The following is a 16,046-nucleotide window of genomic DNA, read 5'->3' as shown; positions in this document are numbered from 1 at the left end:
TGTTCAATGCGAAGTCCACCTAAACAATAAACGCGCTGATAAAACTAAAATATAATCTTTTAAAAACTAAAATAATACATATTATAGGAGAGATAAATTAATAATGACTAATGAAAAAACTTTGCAAGAGGCGCAAAATGTTGTACATATTGAAGGTATCGTAAAAGAAGTTCGTATTGAAGAAGATAAACTGCCTATGCCAGATGGACGGGAACTGATTAAGGGTGAGGTTGATATTCAAGTTGATGAAAACTCTATCCATACAATCAATGTGTTTTCCTTTAAACTAAAAAAAGGCACTACAGATATTAATTCCATTTACAAAGGAATCAAAACAATTCAAGAAGAGCTAAAAGAGGGAGACAGAGTTCGTGTTACTCAAGGCAAGGTTGATCTCAATGAATACATTGGACAAGACGACAAACTGAAATCTTATCCAAAAATCAACTCCAATTTTATTAATCGAGTAAAAGATAATGAAGAATTTAATCCTCAAGCTACTTTTTCGCTAGATATGATGGTGGCAAATGTTAAAGAGGAAACAAAAGATGGAGAAGAAACAGGTCGGGCAATCATCAAAGGCTACATTCCTATGTACAATGGATCGGTAATTCCTTTTGAAGTGGTTGTGGCTAATCCTCACGCAGTTAATTACGTTACAAATAATTATGAGAAAGGGTTGACGGTATCGGTTCATGGCAAAATTGTCAATCAAACTATTGTAACAAAACGTCTAGTTGAAGTGGGTTTTGGAGAACCACAAGAAAAGATTGACCGCAAAACAGTTCGTGAATACCTCGTAGAAGGTGGATCTGTTCCCCTTGATGAAGACGATAAAAATGCTTTTGATGTAGAACTGGTTAAAAAAGCCCTAAAGTATCGTGAAGAAGTTTACATTCAAGGCATGAGAGACAAGAAGAAGGCAAAAGAGCAGCGGAATGGTGGCAGTGGAAACAATAATAATGACCCCTTCTCTAGTGCAAACACAAAGAAAGATCCGTTTGCGCCTGATGAAAATACGTTCGGAGCAGGAAAGCCAATTGATATCTCGGACGACGATTTGCCTTTTTAATAAGTAAAAAATAATGTAATAACTAAAATTCTAATATTGGGTAGTCATTTGGTATATGACTACCCACACAAAAATCACTGAACAAGGAGAGATTTTATAAATATGTCACTAGATATTTTTAATCCGGTTGTTTCCAAGGTAGCAAAAGGTCTTGAGGGAAAAATCATTACGATTTACGGAAGCAATAACTTAGGTAAGACAAAGCAAGCAACACGTTTTAAGAAACCGTACTATCTTGGCTTTGAAAAAGGTTTAAATGCTATTGCTGGTGTACCATTCGCTGCTATCAATAACTGGTCTGATTTTAAAAAAGTTAATAAGCAGCTTACACATAAATCAACAGTAGAGAAAGCAAAAGAGTTTTATCAGACAATTATTTTTGATGAGGTTGAAGCATCTGCACGTTATTGCTCTAAATTCATTTGCGACAAATATGATTCTGATACGATTGCTTCTGGTCGAGATGGATTTGGTCTATGGAAGGAATATGAAACTGCATACTGGGAAGAAATCGACAAGTTGATCGGTGCAGGATTTACGGTTGTGTTCATTGCCCACCAGACAGAAGATAAGGAAGGTAAAGTATGGCCTAAAGGAGATAAGAGAGCACTGGCACCAATCATCGATAATAGTGATATTGTTGTTCATGTTCGTTCTAATGGTACAGACGAAAAGAATCAAGTCATTAAGTCGTCTGCTTTCCTTGCCGAGACCGATAAATTCTTTGCTCGTAGTCGTTTTGATTACATCCAAACTGGACTACAAGAATTTACAGCAGAAGCTCTTGAGGAAGCAATTATTAAAGCCATTGAGCGTCAAGAAGAAGTAGAGGGGATTAAAGCAGTATCTTACAATGAGCAAAAAGAAACACTAAAATCAGAAGTTTTGGATTTCGAAAAACTCAAAGCCGAAATTATTGCTGCTGGTAAACTTCTTCATTCAAATAATAAGGGCGATGTTGTTACTGAAATTATTGAAAATGGACTTGGTAAAGGTAAAAAGGTCACTGACTTTACGAAAAATCATGTAGAAATGATGGTTGGCGTTCTTGATGAATTGAATGATGAAGTAAAAGCACTTGAAGAAGTAAAGTAATAATACATAGGTTTGAATAAAAGACAGATTTTAACGTGATTTGACATCTATATATAGTATGTTACTCAAATTATACAAACTATATATAGCAAAAATATATTAAGAATAGGAGAAAATATGTATAATCATAATGATGGATTTGCAATCTTAAACCCTACGATTAGTTCAGGTAGTTGGATTACTAGTGATAAGATTAGCAACATCCTTAGTGGAACCACAACGACAACTCAATCAGGAGATGTTGTACTGAAAACATCATTTAATAATTATAATCTAAGGGAGAATGAAAAAATGGAAACTCTATATCAGGTTATTGTAGTAACAAAACAGAAGGAAATTATTATTGACGCTAAACTTGTTGCGCCAGATCAAGAAAATGCAAAATTTAACGCTGGAGTGTACACAACATTGACCGAAAAGAAACTCACTCTGTCTGATGCTACGGTAATTGTAACTCCACTTGGACAAGTAAAAGTTGAAGAAGTAAAGGGATGCTGTAAGCATTAAAGAGAGTTATGATATTTTGTATAAAGTAAAAATTAATGTAGGTAGAAAAATGAGTAGTTATGCTGTTGACAGTAACAATAATCATCTAGTATTTGAAAATCATACTTCTGCTTTTAATCATGCAATGAAAATTAGAAATGATAGTAGTATGGGGATATGGTTTGAAGTAGAAAGGCAATGATAAGTAAATAAAAATACAATAGCCTCACTGTAACAAGTGGGGCTATATTTAAAATCAGGAGGTTATGATGCTAGAGAGATTATTACTCTCTCTTTTATTCGTACTACCTAGCTCACACTTTAACACAGTGCAAAGCGTAGACGTAATAAAAGAAATGAAAAACACAGTGACGATTAATCAAGTTGCTCAAGCCGTTAAGGACGACGAAAGAGAAGAAAAACAAATACATATTAAGCAAGTTGGAATGGTAAATAAACTTAAGACTGAATCAGAAACGAAGAAAACTGCTGAAAAAATAATTAATAAAAAGAAGAATAATGATAATTGGACGACGTACAGAATAACTGCCTATGATTCTGGTGTACAATCCACAGGTAAAAGTCCAGGAGATAAAGGTTATAGGATTACCAAATCTGGAGAAAAGGTCAAAGAAGGGCGCACAGTTAGCGCAGATTTAAACATCTTGCCAATAGGAACGGTTATTGAAATTGAGTCCGTTGGGATTAGAACAATTACCGATTCTGGCTCCGCAATTCGTGGCAGACGTTTGGATTTATACATAGAAAGTCATAAAGAAGCATTAAACTTTGGCGTTAGGAATTTAAAGGTTAGAATTATCAAAATGGGGAAAGGGAAGATTTGATGAAGAAGAAATTGTATATTTTAATGGCTTACTCTGGAGCGGGAAAAACAGAGATTGCTAAACACCTAGAAACGAAAGGATATAATGTCCTTCAATCATATACAACTCGTCAACCACGCTATGAAAATGAGTATGGACATATGTTCTGCACTGCTGAAGAATATGAAGAATTTAAGAGTAAAGGCGAAATTGCGGCTTACTCGTTAATTGAAGGGAATCATTACTTTAGTACAAAAAATCAGCTTTATAACACGGATATATATGTTTGTGATCCTGATGGAATTGTTGACCTCAAGCAAAAAACTAAAGACATTGAGTTCATCACAATCTATATTAAAGTTGACAAGAGTACGAGAATTAAAAGAATGCAAAAACGTGGTGATAGTGTGGATAAAATTCTAAGTCGCATTACTCAAGATGGTATCAAGTTCAGAGATAAAAAGTTTGATTATAAAGTTGTTAATTATGATTTTGATAAAGCCGTAAAAATCATTGAATTCATAATCAAAACTGAGAACGAAGAAGTCTAAAATTGATCAAGGAGCGATAATTATGTCTGTTAATTTAGATATTTTCAAAGAACTTCTTATGGATTATGAAGACGATGTTTTGACGTACAGTGACATGATTGAGTTTAGAGATAAATTGAAAGATATTAAAGACGATGTTGAAAGAAAAATGGATCAATATGAAGCTGATTAATCACCTAACTAAAGAGGAAATTAAGGGAATTCCGTCAAGAAAGTTAATCAGTTCACCACTATTTTCTGAAATAAACAGACACGTCATTGTTCCAGATGGAAATGTTCCTAGATATTATTTAATTACCGGATATGTAATAGACACACCAAATTACTATGTATTGTATGAATTAACAAAGAAACAATACGATAAGAGACTTATGATACATGAAGTGTTAATTTGATCAAACTGTTATTTTATGAGAAAAGGAGAAGAAGTAATGGATAAGATATTTTTTCAGGATTGGGATTATACAAAGGGAGACCCTTTTAGTGGAGAATATGGCACAAGAATTTTTGTTAATGATAAATTGGTAAGTGAATATAGTGAAGTGAACAAAGGATTACTGATGAATGTACTAAAAGCACTAAATATAGAATTTGAGATTGTGAATTTGGAATATGATTGTCATGAACAGACTTAACACTATAAAATACATAGCAGAAACGCCAATTGAAAAAATCCTGAACGATATTAAACAGAATAAATGGGATGTAAACAACATCATTGCTGCATCACTGGATAGTCGAAAGGAATATGGCCTGAAGGTGCAGCAATTGGTGGATGAATTAAGAAAGACAAAATAAAAACTCCCCATGAAGGGGAGAAATTGAGTTTATGTGTTAGCCCAGAAGAATTCCCTGTGACCTTTGGCTTTCTTACGCTCTTCAATTTGCTTCCGAATTGCACATTCGGTTCGATTCAGTGATTGAGCAATCAATGGAGCAATTTTACCCATCTCTACAGGATCGGAAACCTTATCGCTTGCCCAATCCAATAATGCACGTTCGTGTGTTTTATAAAGAGTAGCCACGCACAACACCCTTTCTTCCCCAAGATTGGAAGAAGATTATACCATGTAAATTAATTTTTTTCAATAATTATATAATTCGTATTTGATTAAGAAAATAAAAATAAAAGGAGAATAATAATATGGCATTTTGTCTTAGAAATCTGTTTAAGAAGAAAGAAAAGTCTTTGGTTCAGCAAAACGATATTGTCGAAGTAACTAATAGCATTGAAGTTAAACCAATTGAAGTAGACGGCAAACGCTTTGTAGAGGTAATTGAAAAAAGTTCAGAAATTCAGCGCCTACAAAAGATTCAGCAACGCACTAAGAAGCGTAGAGCAAAGCAGAAACTTCAAAAACGAATTGATAAAATCCAATATCAATAGGAGATAGCCAATGATAGAATTTACCCAGGAATACATGGACAACTCAATTGATAAGTCCGATTTAATTTATGAACAAGTCGTAAACAAAGCCATTCAAAACGGCACAATCACATACGGATGGATCAATAGAGTATTCGGTCTTAATTGGTATGCCAGTATGCACATCATGCAGCGCATGGAAGATGAAGGATTGTGTAGTCCGTATGATGGCAATTTAAGAGTGGTGTATAAATGAAACAGAAGGAGACAGGCGAATAGTGGATATTTTTGAGTGTGTTCAAACACAAGTAGACAAAATCGTTAATGAAAAATATAAAGACAATGAAGAACCTCCAATCTTTACGGTTAGTCTTCTTTATGAAAAAGAGGAAACAGGCGGTAAAGACGTTGATCATAAAATTATTCTTACAATTCAGCATTGTGGATTAGCCTTTAGTAAGGTTATCTTTCCACAAACAAAACATAGATTTGGATATGAATCATTAGAAGAAGAAATGAAATATATGTACAACAAAACAATGTAGAGGTGGTTAAAATGGAAAACAAATTCATTGTCGTTGGTTTAAATGATTGGGAAGGCTTGTATCACAAGGGAAATCTAATTGAAGAAGGTCATGAGATTCGAAGAGAAGTTTTGGTTAGATTAATGAAACAACATGCAATCTTGGATGTTGACTTTGAGTATCTGAATCAAGAAGGAGAAGAAATTGTTCAAGATTCAGGATGCATGTTTGATACATATGAAGAAGTAAGCAAATATATCGAACCATAAAATAAGGATTTCACGCAGAAAAGGAGGTTACACCTCCTCATCCAATAGTTTTCCAAAGCGCGTTGATTCGATTTCAAAACCAAGTTTGGTCCATTTCTGAATGTATTTTTTGGTACATTCAGTACGAGCGTTTGTTTTCTTATTGATCATTTGATAAATGGTTTGTACCATATTTAACACCTCCTCATTAAGTTATTTTAATCATACATATTTGATTTGATTTCTACAAACTGCAACCAATGGTGAAACAAGGAGTTAATTGTATGATCAACATAGGAAGGTTATAGTAATTTTCGGTGCGTAAGGCAAATTAAGGCCAATTTTAAGGAATGGAGAAATTTGAAAATGAAAAATTATTTTAAGAACAACTGGTTTTTGTTTTTCTTAGCAATTCCATTTATAGTCTTCAGCATTCTATATCCCAATGTAACAGTTGAGATGAGTGGTGGTTTTGCTTGGGCATACTTCTGGATTTTAACCTGTGTAGGTGGTTCGTTGGTCTGGTGCGGTTTGTTTGGTGGTGAAATTTCTTATTCGTCTAAGGGGCTGGTTGGATGGATTAATGGCTGGAAAGGAAAAGATAAAAATGAATAATCAGAATAAGATTGATCCCAAAGTAATTAAAACAGAGAGCATAGAAATTATCGGAGACATGCAGTTTTACATTGATTACGGATATAAACTTTACTATCCAGAATCAATTGAGATTAGTTGTTTTCACAAAGACAAAAAATACGTAGTTGTCACCACAAATGTACTATTGGGGAAAGATGATTACAAATATATAGTCGAATTCTCTGCTGAAGGGAAATTCGAAAGAGGTTATTCATATTTCTCCTATAAAGGAATTTCAGATGTGAGTGACCAAAATGAATTTAAAAGAATTTTGAAGAAGGAGATACAAAAAGTCAACAATCTGCATGGAGTAGCGGCAAAGTTATTAAGCAGATAAAATTGATATTTCATTTAGAAAGGAGATAGGCAATGTCTAAAAATAGAAGCGAAATTGAAAAGGAAGTTTTGGGAAGTCTAACTTATCAAGAGTATATTGAATTAAATGGAGGTCGAAATAACTTTATCCAAGCCGTAAAAGATAAATTGCTGGAGGAACAGATTTTAGCTACTACTGAAATCGTTAAGAAAACAGTCGATGGTTCTTTGCGTCTGAGTGAGTCTTTGCATCATATTGCCAAAATTTTGTCCCAGTAAAATGGATCATTTATCAGGAAAGAAGGTGTGTAGTTGGTGGATGAAATCGTGCTTGCGAATGGTAGTAAAATTCAGATTCAGCAATCTAACATGAATATAAGAGGAAAAGGCTATTATATTGGTGTCGATTTGAGTTCCAATCAGGCAATGAATCTCTGTAATGGAACTGGTCAAATTGGATATGCGGTTGATGTAGATGATTATTGTCCATGTCCTGGTTGTGAAGCATGTGAAAATGATGATTGGAAATTAGGAGAAGATGAACCGGAAGGATGGTGTTGGTATGGACGCAAATAATTCAATCTATTTTTATAATCAACTTACAAAGTTCTTTGGCAAGAAGGCACAGATGACTGGCACACATTTGATTGAAAATACTGCCGTAGCAACCATAACCGACAAAGATGGGCGTAAATGGGAAATTAAAATGCTTGTCGAAGAGTAAATAAAATCAGCATTTCACTTAAAAATAAATGGAGGAAACGCATGAAGAAATATATTTCTAAGATCGATGGTACGGAATTTTTGAGTGAAGACGAGTTGATAGAATATTTAAAAAATACATATGTTAAACAAGTTGATTCAGTAGAAGATGAAAATGGCTTAAGTATAGAAAACATTTATAAAAAATTTCGAAGCTCACTTCCTGAATATGTTGATATTAAAGTTAAAACAGATCTAGATGATGGTGGCTACCTAGTTTCACTAGATTCAGATATTTGCGATTTCTCTTTTCAGATTGGCGAAGGAGAGTGGAATTATTATTATCACCGTTTTAGTGATATTGAACAGGCAGTTAGGCACTACGGTGACTTCTTCCAATTTAGCGAGAGAATTATTAAAGAGGTCAACGAGAGATTTGGTATTGAGCTAAATGTTCATCAAATGTGGGAAGCTTCAGGTGAAGGGGAACATCTTATTAACTTCAGATTTAATCTTAATGAATACGAAGAACATGAAGAATATAAGTTTGGCGATATTGAAGGATTTGTTAAAAACTTTGAGCAATATGTCAATACCTCTATCATCGGTAAAATGGAGATCGTTCGAGAAGAATATAGTACAAAAATAACTATTGATGGTGTTGATATATCTGGATTTGCCAACAGAAGCAAAAAAGTAAAGTTAGAAATAGTCGAATAAAATGAAACTTTCATCATTAAACAGAAGGGATGATTAATACATATGGCAACAGCAGAAGAACGAGAAACAATAATTCGCTCCGACGATGACTGCAAAACGTGGTCTGTGTACACACTACAGCAAACAATCATTACAAAATTGCGTAAAGTAGGTGCAGAAGCCTATAAAGTTGATTCGGATGGAGGTCATTATTATAAAGATCTAAAGTTTAATCAAGTGTCCTTTAGAACAGGCAAAGAAAGAAATATGAGCGATGAGCAAAAACAGGCAGCAAGTGAGAGATTCAAGGAAATGCATAAGAATAAAAACAAGAAAGAGAGCGAATGAATGAAAATTAATAATACATATGAATGCGAAAAATGCAACGAGACATTCTCTAATGAATACCAATGCACCGAACATGAAAAAGAATGTGGGGTTTTACATACTCATATTTGTGACAAATGCGGCAAAGAAACAAAGTATTCACTAGACGATAATCATTCTGAATGGTATCTACAAAACGAAGTATGGGAGCTTTCTCCAAACCATTATCGTGCTGGCTATGGTAGTAAGATGGACGGAAGTGAGTTCGTAATCAATGTGTGTGATGATTGTCTGTTTGACTTCATTAAGTCATGCGTCCATGAGAAAAGATTGCTAGACAGTGGAAGCAATACGGGATATTATTCGTTGGATGAATATTATAACGAAACTGAGGATGACATTGAAGATGAAGATGAACAAAAAACTTGATAAATGGAGAATTTGATCAAGAATTTTGAGGGGAGAATAGAATGAAACGAATTAAACAATTGTTATTGAAGATGGGAATCTTTAAGAATGCATATAAAACACCAGAACAAATACATAATGAGAAGATTAATAAGATCAATAATGAGCTTCTATATGTCAAAGATGACCTAATTAAGTTGCTACCAGAAGGATTGCGAAAAGAATTCTTTGATAAGTCATACATCTCTGGTGGCTGCATTTACAGTCTTTATCATGGTAAGGAACCGAAGGATTATGATTTTTTTGTAGAGTCGGATTATTTGGGTGAACGACTTAGGGAGTATTTCTTGAACCAAACAACCTACAAAGGCGATTTACGAAGCGGTGGATTGTACAAAGACATCAATATGACTATTACTCAAAATGCAATCTCACTTGGGAGATACCAGATCATTACTCAATGGATTGGAAAGCCGGAAGAGGTGATCAATCAATTTGACTTCAAGCACAATATGACGTATTGGAAGAATGGAAAAGTTGTTTGCTTGAGCGATTGGAAATTCGTAAGAGGGAATAAGATCTATTACAACGAGGGCAGGGCCAGGGACATCGTAGGAACCATTGTAAGGCTCCCACGATTTGTTGAAAGAAGGAATGACAGTAAGTAATAAAGAGGTCAGTAAGATGCTCCTGAGACTCAATGACGTTGGGTTTAGTGAGCGTGAGATTGAAATACTGGAGAATAACCAGTTGGAGCATTTTGGGTCATAAAATCGTGATTTAATCAAAATATGAGGAGATAGATATTTGGAGAATTTAGCTATTAATAATAATGTGATTGTTCGTGGAAAAACAATTCCACATATATCGGGTGGTTTCGGGATAGACAAAAGAGCAATGCTTGCGAAGCATATCGCTGAAATGCACAAGAAAGAACTGAAGCACGTAAATGAAGCAATCAATAGTAACAGAAAAAGATTTATTGACGGTGTAGATGTTATTGATGTGAAAGGATTAGATTTCGCAGTCGATTTGGTCGACCGCGAGATTTTTACAATTAATTCGATTAATGCAGCAAAAAATATCTACCTATTATCTGAAAGAGGATATGCAAAGTTAATAAAGATATTTGATGACGAACATTCATGGTCTGTATATGATCAAATATTAGATGAGTATTTTGACATGAGGGAATCTGGTAATATTGTGCCAATAAAAATCCCTACAGAATTGGAAATTTTACAAGCAACTGTAAACTTCATGGTTGAACAGGATAAGAAGAATTTAGAGCAAGATAAAAAAATAGTTAAAATAGGCAATAAAGTTGAGCGTTTAGAAGAAGAATTTAACAAAGAACAGGTTAATGAAGGATTTGTATCCAATGATAATATCGCACGAAGATACAAGCTGTTCTCTACTAGCAATAAGCCCCACTTTATGTTTGTCGATGCGATTGCCAGAGAATTAAGAATTTACAATAACACTATTGGCTATAAGGATGAGTTCATCAACGTTAGACGAGAAAAGATATATACGGGGGAAGTAGGAGTTGCGGTTTATTATTCAGTTGTAGCCGTAGGCTTGATTGAGAGTTACTTGAACGAGAATTTTAGGTTAGTGGGAGATTTTTATAAACAAAAAGATCGAAAAGGGATTTATAAAAAATCAACATTTGTAATTGGAAATGTGAATTATAATTTTAATGAGACTACTTTCAATAAATACAAATCACATTAATGATGAAATATAACTTTCATAAGGAGATGAATAATGAAATTTATAAACAGAATTAAATGGTATTTTGAGGATAAGTTTTGGAATATACAACATTATTTTGAGGTAAAAAAGTGTAAGAAACTATATCCAGATTACGAAGATAATGAATTTAATGTTGGTTCTCTGAAGCATGTATGGGGTCTTCAATCATGGGACGATTTAACGGGTAAGAGTGCAAGTATCTACACAATGAATGATATTGACATTACATATGATAGAAAAAGTAAGCTCTACATGCTTGGAATTGAAACTCACTATATGTTTAAAAATCAAAATGGAGAATCTGCCTATCTCATGGATCTTTTGAATGCATTTACAACTTTCATGGATGAGAATGGATATTCAAAAGAATTTCAGTTCCCTATGTTTTGTGGAACGCCGTCAATTATGAATTCGGCAAATTCAATTGAAGAATTGTACACTAATTTTAAGATTTTTGTGCTTGGATATTGCGCGGTTTATGAGAGAGCAAACAAAATCTAAATTTCATCACCAAAAAGGAGGAGTTAGTATTTCTAAAAAGTTTGAAATTGAACTTACAATCAACGAATTACTTCAGCTAGATGGCAAAGTATCAGAGTCTGCCCAAAAAATCATTGATGAAGCAAAAAAAGAATCATCCTATGGGTTTGATGATCTACCCATTATCAATGAGATTATTAAGCAATCCGAAAAGAATGGTAAACTAACATGGACATATAAGAGCATCCGTTCATGTGGTTACTGTGACAAGAAACCCGATTATAAGCGTTATCCACGATCAGGACGGTATCATAGCAAAGGCGACAAGAATTTCGATAAACCAATTTACTACAGCGGAATCAAGTTCAACGAGGGTTTTATTACCATTTCCGGTCATGGTGATATGTGTCTTGAATGTTGCAGAGAAAAGAAGGTAAAAGAGAGAATAATTGATTATATTATTGATAATGATTTGAAAATTGAAATCATGAAGAATGATTACAAACTAGGAAAATATCTTAAAGATGACATTAGGATTTGTTATAGTTGCAATACTGAAATACAAGAATCTGAGATGACCAAGGAACCTACTATGATGGGTGATGGCTATTATCCTTCAGGATGCCCCAAATGCGGAGCAAAATCGAGTATGTTTGGAAATAACCATAAAGTCACTAATAAATTTGGATTTATCAACAATCCTCAATTTGAGGAAGAAGTAAGACTGATTAAAGAATACATAGACAATTATAATAAAGACAAAGAAAGAGATGAGCGAATTTATCTCTCACAGGGGAAGAATACAATCACTTCTTTTAGTGTCCTAGAGGAAAAATGGTCGAATGGGAACCATAAAATTATTCAGTTTGGAATAACAAGCAAAAATTACACTCTTGGATATGGAAAAGATGAGCGAACACAAGATATAAAAAATATACTTGATGACTTTAATTACAAAGAGAAAGAAAAATAATCCGATAAAACATAAGTTTCATCATAAAATTAATTAATAAATATACATAAAGGAGTAATAAAATAATGAAATTATACGAATTAATGGATAAATATACTTTACTCAATCAGTACATTGAGGATGCTTTAGATGGTGATCTCGATGATGACAATCTTCAGACATTGCTCGACAGTTTGGAGTCAATTGAGGATATGATTGAGGTAAAGGTAGAGAACACAACAAAGTTATTGAAAAATATTGAATCAGAAATTAAAATCTACAAAGACGAAGAAGAGCGGCTTGCAAAGAAACGCAAGACATTGCAATGCAGATATGACGGAATTAAAGCTTATGTGCAATCATTGCTTGAGGCAAACGGCATTGAAAAAGTTAATGCAGGCATCTTTAAGGTGAGATTACAAAAGAATCCTCCGTCAATTAATGTGCTGGATGAGAAAAAGATCCCAGAAGTTTATAAAATTCCGCAACCAGCAAAAGTAGATACTAAAACACTGCTTGCTGATGCTAAGGCCGGAAAAATTGTTGATGGCGTTGAACTTATAACGGACAAAAAACATCTTAGATTCAGTTAATAAAGTAAAAATAAGTATATACAATAGAATTACAAGGTGGTATAATGACTTTAGTGAAGTTATTTACCACCTATTTTATTTGGAGGATGATACATATGAAAGAGGTTAATTTTAAAGTTGAAGAAGACGTATATTGGGATAATAACGGAGAGCGTTTTAAGGCTTTTGATACGGGCGATATTGTAACCGGAATAGTCTTTTATCGAGAAAACGCAGTTGTAGATTATTTATGGGCAGAGAGCACCAACATTAAAGGTATTGAGGATGTAGTTCCATTGAGTTCGATTGATATTATTAAGTAAAAATAAATGAAGTAATTTAAAAAAAATAAGAAAAGGAATTGAGAGATGAAAGATAAAAAACTTGGACAAGATTTTAAAAATTTTATGAGAGAAGTAAGAGAAATACCGGGAGTTGCCGAATATCTAGATAAGCCATATCAGTTATCAGAATTCGCATACACAGAAGAACAAAAAGAGGCATTGATTGATTCTATGTTTTCAATAATCAAAGGTCACTTAATGAAATGTGATGTAAAAGATATAACAATTGACAAAACTGGTGTGGTGTCAGGATTTTGGAGGAAAGATGGAACACCATTAGCTACAAGCCCGACAGGAGAATATACATATAAGATTAACTTTAAGTACAGAAAAGAGTTTAGATGAATTTTTAGTCAAAAGAAAGGAAAATACAAATGTTTGATAAAACTCTGGAAGAAGTTCTAAGTATCGCGGATAAGTGTGGAATTGAATGTGAATTAAACTCAGATAAGCCAGGGTTCTATGCTGTTGAAGAAGATGGTAGTGAGAGAATGGTGTTATTACATGAATTGCTGTTTTTACCTAAGGAGGAGGATCAAGTGAAAAACACAAAGATTAAACAATATTAACTAATAGTCAACAATAATATTGTAGATTAGTAAAAGAGTTCATTCATTAAGAAAAGGAGAAGAGATAAATGAATGAAGATGTGAATAAAGGATTTGCAATTATTTGTGATAATTGTGGGAGTGAAGATATTTATTTCTCTTGTAATCCCGGAGAATATGAAAATGAAGTTTATATTGAATGTCGTAAATGTGGCAACACTCAAAAAGAATGGTGCTGAGAAAAAAGACGTTGAAAGGTCTATTTCATTCAAAATCCTTTGATGATGCATTGCTTTCAAATATTGTATAATTAGAACATAATCGACAAAGGAGGATTTCTAATGATAACACCTGGAACAATTGCATTTGACCATGCCCAGACAGCCTACGAGGTTTTAGAAATGATAGGAAGAGGAGGATTTGGGTTTGTGTACCGTTTAAGAAATACGGTCGATGATTCCATATCCGCACTAAAAACACTTCCTACAGGATTCCCTTCGGCCCACTCATATGATGCCTTTTTTAATGAATGTCAGGCAGCACTTAGAGTTAATCACACTAATGTTTTAAAATATTTTTATGTACACGATGGAGAGACCTACAAAGGACTTCCACCATATTTAATCATGGAGTTTGCCAATCAAGGTACATTATTAGATGCAGTTACAAGGCAAAAACAAAAAGGCGAGTTTTTTGATGTGGCAGAGTTAAAGGGTCTTTATTCACAATTAATAAACGGTATGAAAGCAATAAATGAGGATGAGCATTTAGTACATAGAGATATAAAACTAGAGAATATACTTATTAAAGATGGAATTTTAAAAATAGCTGATTTTGGCATTTCTAAAAACGCTAATGAAGGTACGCGACAACTTACATTTAAAGCAGATGGTTCAATAAAATATACTGCACCAGAAAGGTGGAGACAAGAGACAAATACCATACAGAATGATATTTACTCTATGGGAATTGTGTTCTATGAATTGGCTACATTGCAACATCCATATGATGTTGCAATCGATGATATGCATAGCTGGCAACAAGCGCATTTCTATCAAAATATCAAGCCAATAAAACAAATCAATGACTCCATCCCAAATGGAATGATTCAGATGATTACTACTATGTTGGAAAAAAATGTGGCCCGAAGATATAAGAACTGGAATGAAGTAGAGGCAACCATGCAAATTGATGATATACCTCCCACCTCTAACTCTAGTTTAATAGATAATTTGGTGAACATTAGAGTGAGTAAGGATGACTCGTTTAAAACACTCGAACTCGAAGCAGAAAGAAAGCGAAAAGAACATTTAGAATACATTAAAGAAATTAACTACCAATTCCAACAAGAAATATATTCTCCGCTTAGAGAATTTATTGATGAGTTTAATACGAAATACACAAAAGGACAAATTAATCTTGGAGATATAAGAAGCCTTGAACAAGACAGAATCAATATTGATATTAGATTTCCTTCTGGAGAAAGAGGAACACTAAAATTTGAAATTTTGTATGACAAGAATTTTGAAAAGATAGAGGAAGATCGTTTTTTTGAGACAAAGAGAAAAGTGGTACGGCGACCAAAACTAAAAGATCGACTTATCGTTGCTTGGGGCTATATAGAAGTTGTGAATGGTAGAGGATTTAATTTAATATTAGTAAGAGGTGAGGGTGAGCTTTATGGATCATGGTATATGATGAAGAACAAGTTGTCATCGTGGTATCAAAAGCCAGCTAATTTATTAGAGCCTTTCGCTGTTGAACTAAAAGATTTGGATAAGGTTTTAATTGAAATTAATGTTATGGGGGCTCGAATTGAAGGAGAAATAATTGAGAGCGAAAGTTTTTTGAGCCTTGTAAGTGAAACCATCATGCAACATATTTAAAGAGAATTTGTGCGTGTGTGGATTAGTTCTATACACGCACAAATTGAATTAATGAGTAAATATAAATATAAAACAAAAAGCACTCTTGTTAATGAAAGGCACGTTTTATCAAGAAGGGAGAAAGAAATGAAGAAGATCAATAAAGGTGATATGGTTTTCTGTTTAATATTTCTTGTGCTATCATCACTTTTTTCGTTTCTCTTTAGCATCGGCTTTGTAGATGGAATGATTAGTGTCACAGTAGCATTTTTTG

33 protein-coding genes are annotated in these 16,046 nt (G+C 33.7%); 31 read left to right on the top strand and 2 right to left on the bottom strand.

Features of this window, described 5'->3' with window-relative positions:
- The first annotated feature begins 103 nt into the window (after positions 1-103).
- The 9 genes from KP014_RS20725 to KP014_RS20685 all read left to right on the top strand — a co-directional run bounded on the left by KP014_RS20725 (position 104) and on the right by KP014_RS20685 (position 4,826).
- Positions 104-1,072, top strand: coding sequence for a single stranded DNA-binding domain-containing protein (locus KP014_RS20725; RefSeq protein ID WP_036588273.1), 969 nt, complete (start codon positions 104-106; stop codon positions 1,070-1,072).
- Positions 1,073-1,174: 102 nt separating this feature from the next.
- Positions 1,175-2,167 carry an ATP-binding protein gene (locus tag KP014_RS20720; RefSeq protein ID WP_036588269.1) on the top strand — a complete coding sequence of 331 codons (993 nt, stop codon included), beginning with the start codon at positions 1,175-1,177 and terminating at the stop codon, positions 2,165-2,167.
- A gap of 117 nt (positions 2,168-2,284) precedes the next feature.
- Positions 2,285-2,674 (top strand): hypothetical protein, encoded by a 390-nt coding sequence (locus KP014_RS20715; RefSeq protein ID WP_036588267.1) that lies wholly within the window; start codon positions 2,285-2,287, stop codon positions 2,672-2,674.
- Positions 2,675-2,690: 16 nt separating this feature from the next.
- Positions 2,691-2,855 (top strand): hypothetical protein, encoded by a 165-nt coding sequence (locus KP014_RS20710; RefSeq protein WP_216700403.1) that lies wholly within the window; start codon positions 2,691-2,693, stop codon positions 2,853-2,855.
- A gap of 64 nt (positions 2,856-2,919) precedes the next feature.
- Entirely contained in the window at positions 2,920-3,498 is a 579-nt protein-coding gene (locus tag KP014_RS20705) for a 3D domain-containing protein (protein ID WP_090833764.1), read from the top strand.
- Positions 3,498-4,028, top strand: coding sequence for an AAA family ATPase (locus KP014_RS20700; RefSeq protein ID WP_051499302.1), 531 nt, complete (start codon positions 3,498-3,500; stop codon positions 4,026-4,028). Before KP014_RS20705 ends, KP014_RS20700 begins: the two co-directional genes overlap by 1 nt.
- Positions 4,029-4,050: 22 nt before the next feature.
- Positions 4,051-4,200, top strand: a complete 150-nt coding sequence (locus KP014_RS20695; protein ID WP_175491760.1) for a hypothetical protein — start codon at positions 4,051-4,053, stop codon at positions 4,198-4,200.
- Positions 4,201-4,459: 259 nt separating this feature from the next.
- Positions 4,460-4,663, top strand: coding sequence for a hypothetical protein (locus KP014_RS20690; protein ID WP_036588259.1), 204 nt, complete (start codon positions 4,460-4,462; stop codon positions 4,661-4,663).
- Positions 4,650-4,826 (top strand): hypothetical protein, encoded by a 177-nt coding sequence (locus KP014_RS20685; protein WP_175491759.1) that lies wholly within the window; start codon positions 4,650-4,652, stop codon positions 4,824-4,826. The genes KP014_RS20690 and KP014_RS20685 overlap by 14 nt, the downstream gene beginning before the upstream one ends.
- A gap of 29 nt (positions 4,827-4,855) precedes the next feature.
- On the opposite strand, the gene KP014_RS20680 is transcribed toward KP014_RS20685, so the two are convergent.
- Entirely contained in the window at positions 4,856-5,053 is a 198-nt protein-coding gene (locus KP014_RS20680; protein WP_036588256.1) for a hypothetical protein, read from the bottom strand.
- A 119-nt stretch (positions 5,054-5,172) separates the two neighbouring features.
- Between KP014_RS20680 and KP014_RS20675 the strand changes: the two genes are divergently transcribed.
- From KP014_RS20675 to KP014_RS20660, 4 genes are read left to right on the top strand one after another with little or no spacing between them, the layout of a single operon-like run.
- Positions 5,173-5,415 (top strand): hypothetical protein, encoded by a 243-nt coding sequence (locus KP014_RS20675; RefSeq protein ID WP_036588254.1) that lies wholly within the window; start codon positions 5,173-5,175, stop codon positions 5,413-5,415.
- Between the two features lie 10 nt (positions 5,416-5,425).
- Positions 5,426-5,650, top strand: coding sequence for a hypothetical protein (locus KP014_RS20670; RefSeq protein WP_036588253.1), 225 nt, complete (start codon positions 5,426-5,428; stop codon positions 5,648-5,650).
- 22 nt (positions 5,651-5,672) lie between these two features.
- Positions 5,673-5,939: a hypothetical protein gene (locus KP014_RS20665; RefSeq protein WP_036588252.1), complete on the top strand. Its 267-nt coding sequence runs from the start codon at positions 5,673-5,675 to the stop codon at positions 5,937-5,939.
- An 11-nt stretch (positions 5,940-5,950) separates the two neighbouring features.
- On the top strand, positions 5,951-6,187 hold the full coding sequence (locus tag KP014_RS20660; protein ID WP_036588245.1) for a hypothetical protein: 237 nt from the start codon (positions 5,951-5,953) through the stop codon (positions 6,185-6,187).
- Positions 6,188-6,214: 27 nt separating this feature from the next.
- Here the strand turns inward: KP014_RS20660 and KP014_RS20655 are convergent, their stop codons facing one another.
- Complete coding sequence (locus KP014_RS20655) at positions 6,215-6,358, bottom strand: hypothetical protein (RefSeq protein WP_175491758.1); 144 nt, start codon at positions 6,356-6,358, stop codon at positions 6,215-6,217.
- Between the two features lie 174 nt (positions 6,359-6,532).
- Between KP014_RS20655 and KP014_RS20650 the strand changes: the two genes are divergently transcribed.
- The 18 genes from KP014_RS20650 (at position 6,533) to KP014_RS20565 (ending at position 15,793) form a co-directional block, all read left to right on the top strand.
- Complete coding sequence (locus tag KP014_RS20650; RefSeq protein WP_036588243.1) at positions 6,533-6,781, top strand: hypothetical protein; 249 nt, start codon at positions 6,533-6,535, stop codon at positions 6,779-6,781.
- A complete protein-coding gene (locus KP014_RS20645; protein ID WP_175491757.1) occupies positions 6,750-7,139 on the top strand; it encodes a hypothetical protein in 390 nt (129 codons plus the stop codon). Before KP014_RS20650 ends, KP014_RS20645 begins: the two co-directional genes overlap by 32 nt.
- 32 nt (positions 7,140-7,171) lie before the next feature.
- On the top strand, positions 7,172-7,396 hold the full coding sequence (locus tag KP014_RS20640) for a hypothetical protein (protein WP_036588239.1): 225 nt from the start codon (positions 7,172-7,174) through the stop codon (positions 7,394-7,396).
- 36 nt (positions 7,397-7,432) lie between these two features.
- Entirely contained in the window at positions 7,433-7,693 is a 261-nt protein-coding gene (locus tag KP014_RS20635; RefSeq protein WP_139210541.1) for a hypothetical protein, read from the top strand.
- Positions 7,680-7,841 (top strand): hypothetical protein, encoded by a 162-nt coding sequence (locus KP014_RS20630; protein WP_175491756.1) that lies wholly within the window; start codon positions 7,680-7,682, stop codon positions 7,839-7,841. The genes KP014_RS20635 and KP014_RS20630 overlap by 14 nt, the downstream gene beginning before the upstream one ends.
- 41 nt (positions 7,842-7,882) lie before the next feature.
- The gene (locus KP014_RS20625; RefSeq protein WP_036588234.1) at positions 7,883-8,539 is read left to right on the top strand and encodes a hypothetical protein; all 657 of its coding nucleotides are present in this window, start codon (positions 7,883-7,885) and stop codon (positions 8,537-8,539) included.
- Between the two features lie 42 nt (positions 8,540-8,581).
- The gene (locus KP014_RS20620) at positions 8,582-8,866 is read left to right on the top strand and encodes a hypothetical protein (protein ID WP_036588231.1); all 285 of its coding nucleotides are present in this window, start codon (positions 8,582-8,584) and stop codon (positions 8,864-8,866) included.
- On the top strand, positions 8,867-9,274 hold the full coding sequence (locus KP014_RS20615; protein WP_036588228.1) for a hypothetical protein: 408 nt from the start codon (positions 8,867-8,869) through the stop codon (positions 9,272-9,274).
- Positions 9,275-9,315: 41 nt separating this feature from the next.
- Positions 9,316-9,921, top strand: coding sequence for a Gabija anti-defense Gad2 family protein (locus KP014_RS20610; RefSeq protein ID WP_051499300.1), 606 nt, complete (start codon positions 9,316-9,318; stop codon positions 9,919-9,921).
- Positions 9,922-10,060: 139 nt separating this feature from the next.
- Positions 10,061-10,990, top strand: a complete 930-nt coding sequence (locus tag KP014_RS20605) for an ORF6N domain-containing protein (protein ID WP_051499299.1) — start codon at positions 10,061-10,063, stop codon at positions 10,988-10,990.
- Positions 10,991-11,023: 33 nt separating this feature from the next.
- Positions 11,024-11,512, top strand: coding sequence for a hypothetical protein (locus tag KP014_RS20600; RefSeq protein WP_036588225.1), 489 nt, complete (start codon positions 11,024-11,026; stop codon positions 11,510-11,512).
- Positions 11,490-12,464, top strand: a complete 975-nt coding sequence (locus KP014_RS20595; RefSeq protein ID WP_036588222.1) for a hypothetical protein — start codon at positions 11,490-11,492, stop codon at positions 12,462-12,464. Before KP014_RS20600 ends, KP014_RS20595 begins: the two co-directional genes overlap by 23 nt.
- A gap of 65 nt (positions 12,465-12,529) precedes the next feature.
- Entirely contained in the window at positions 12,530-13,036 is a 507-nt protein-coding gene (locus tag KP014_RS20590; protein ID WP_036588219.1) for a siphovirus Gp157 family protein, read from the top strand.
- Between the two features lie 95 nt (positions 13,037-13,131).
- The gene (locus KP014_RS20585; RefSeq protein ID WP_036588215.1) at positions 13,132-13,338 is read left to right on the top strand and encodes a hypothetical protein; all 207 of its coding nucleotides are present in this window, start codon (positions 13,132-13,134) and stop codon (positions 13,336-13,338) included.
- Between the two features lie 45 nt (positions 13,339-13,383).
- On the top strand, positions 13,384-13,704 hold the full coding sequence (locus KP014_RS20580; protein ID WP_036588214.1) for a hypothetical protein: 321 nt from the start codon (positions 13,384-13,386) through the stop codon (positions 13,702-13,704).
- A 29-nt stretch (positions 13,705-13,733) separates the two neighbouring features.
- Positions 13,734-13,928, top strand: a complete 195-nt coding sequence (locus tag KP014_RS20575) for a hypothetical protein (RefSeq protein WP_036588212.1) — start codon at positions 13,734-13,736, stop codon at positions 13,926-13,928.
- A 68-nt stretch (positions 13,929-13,996) separates the two neighbouring features.
- On the top strand, positions 13,997-14,146 hold the full coding sequence (locus KP014_RS20570; protein ID WP_175491755.1) for a hypothetical protein: 150 nt from the start codon (positions 13,997-13,999) through the stop codon (positions 14,144-14,146).
- Between the two features lie 102 nt (positions 14,147-14,248).
- Positions 14,249-15,793, top strand: coding sequence for a serine/threonine-protein kinase (locus tag KP014_RS20565; RefSeq protein ID WP_036588210.1), 1,545 nt, complete (start codon positions 14,249-14,251; stop codon positions 15,791-15,793).
- The last annotated feature ends 253 nt before the right edge of the window (positions 15,794-16,046 follow it).

It is taken from the genome of Paenibacillus sophorae (genome assembly GCF_018966525.1).
Classification (GTDB): domain Bacteria; phylum Bacillota; class Bacilli; order Paenibacillales; family Paenibacillaceae; genus Paenibacillus_AQ; species Paenibacillus_AQ sophorae.
The sequence above is the reverse complement of the archived record's forward strand: the minus strand, read 5'-3'. Positions and strand labels throughout refer to the sequence as shown.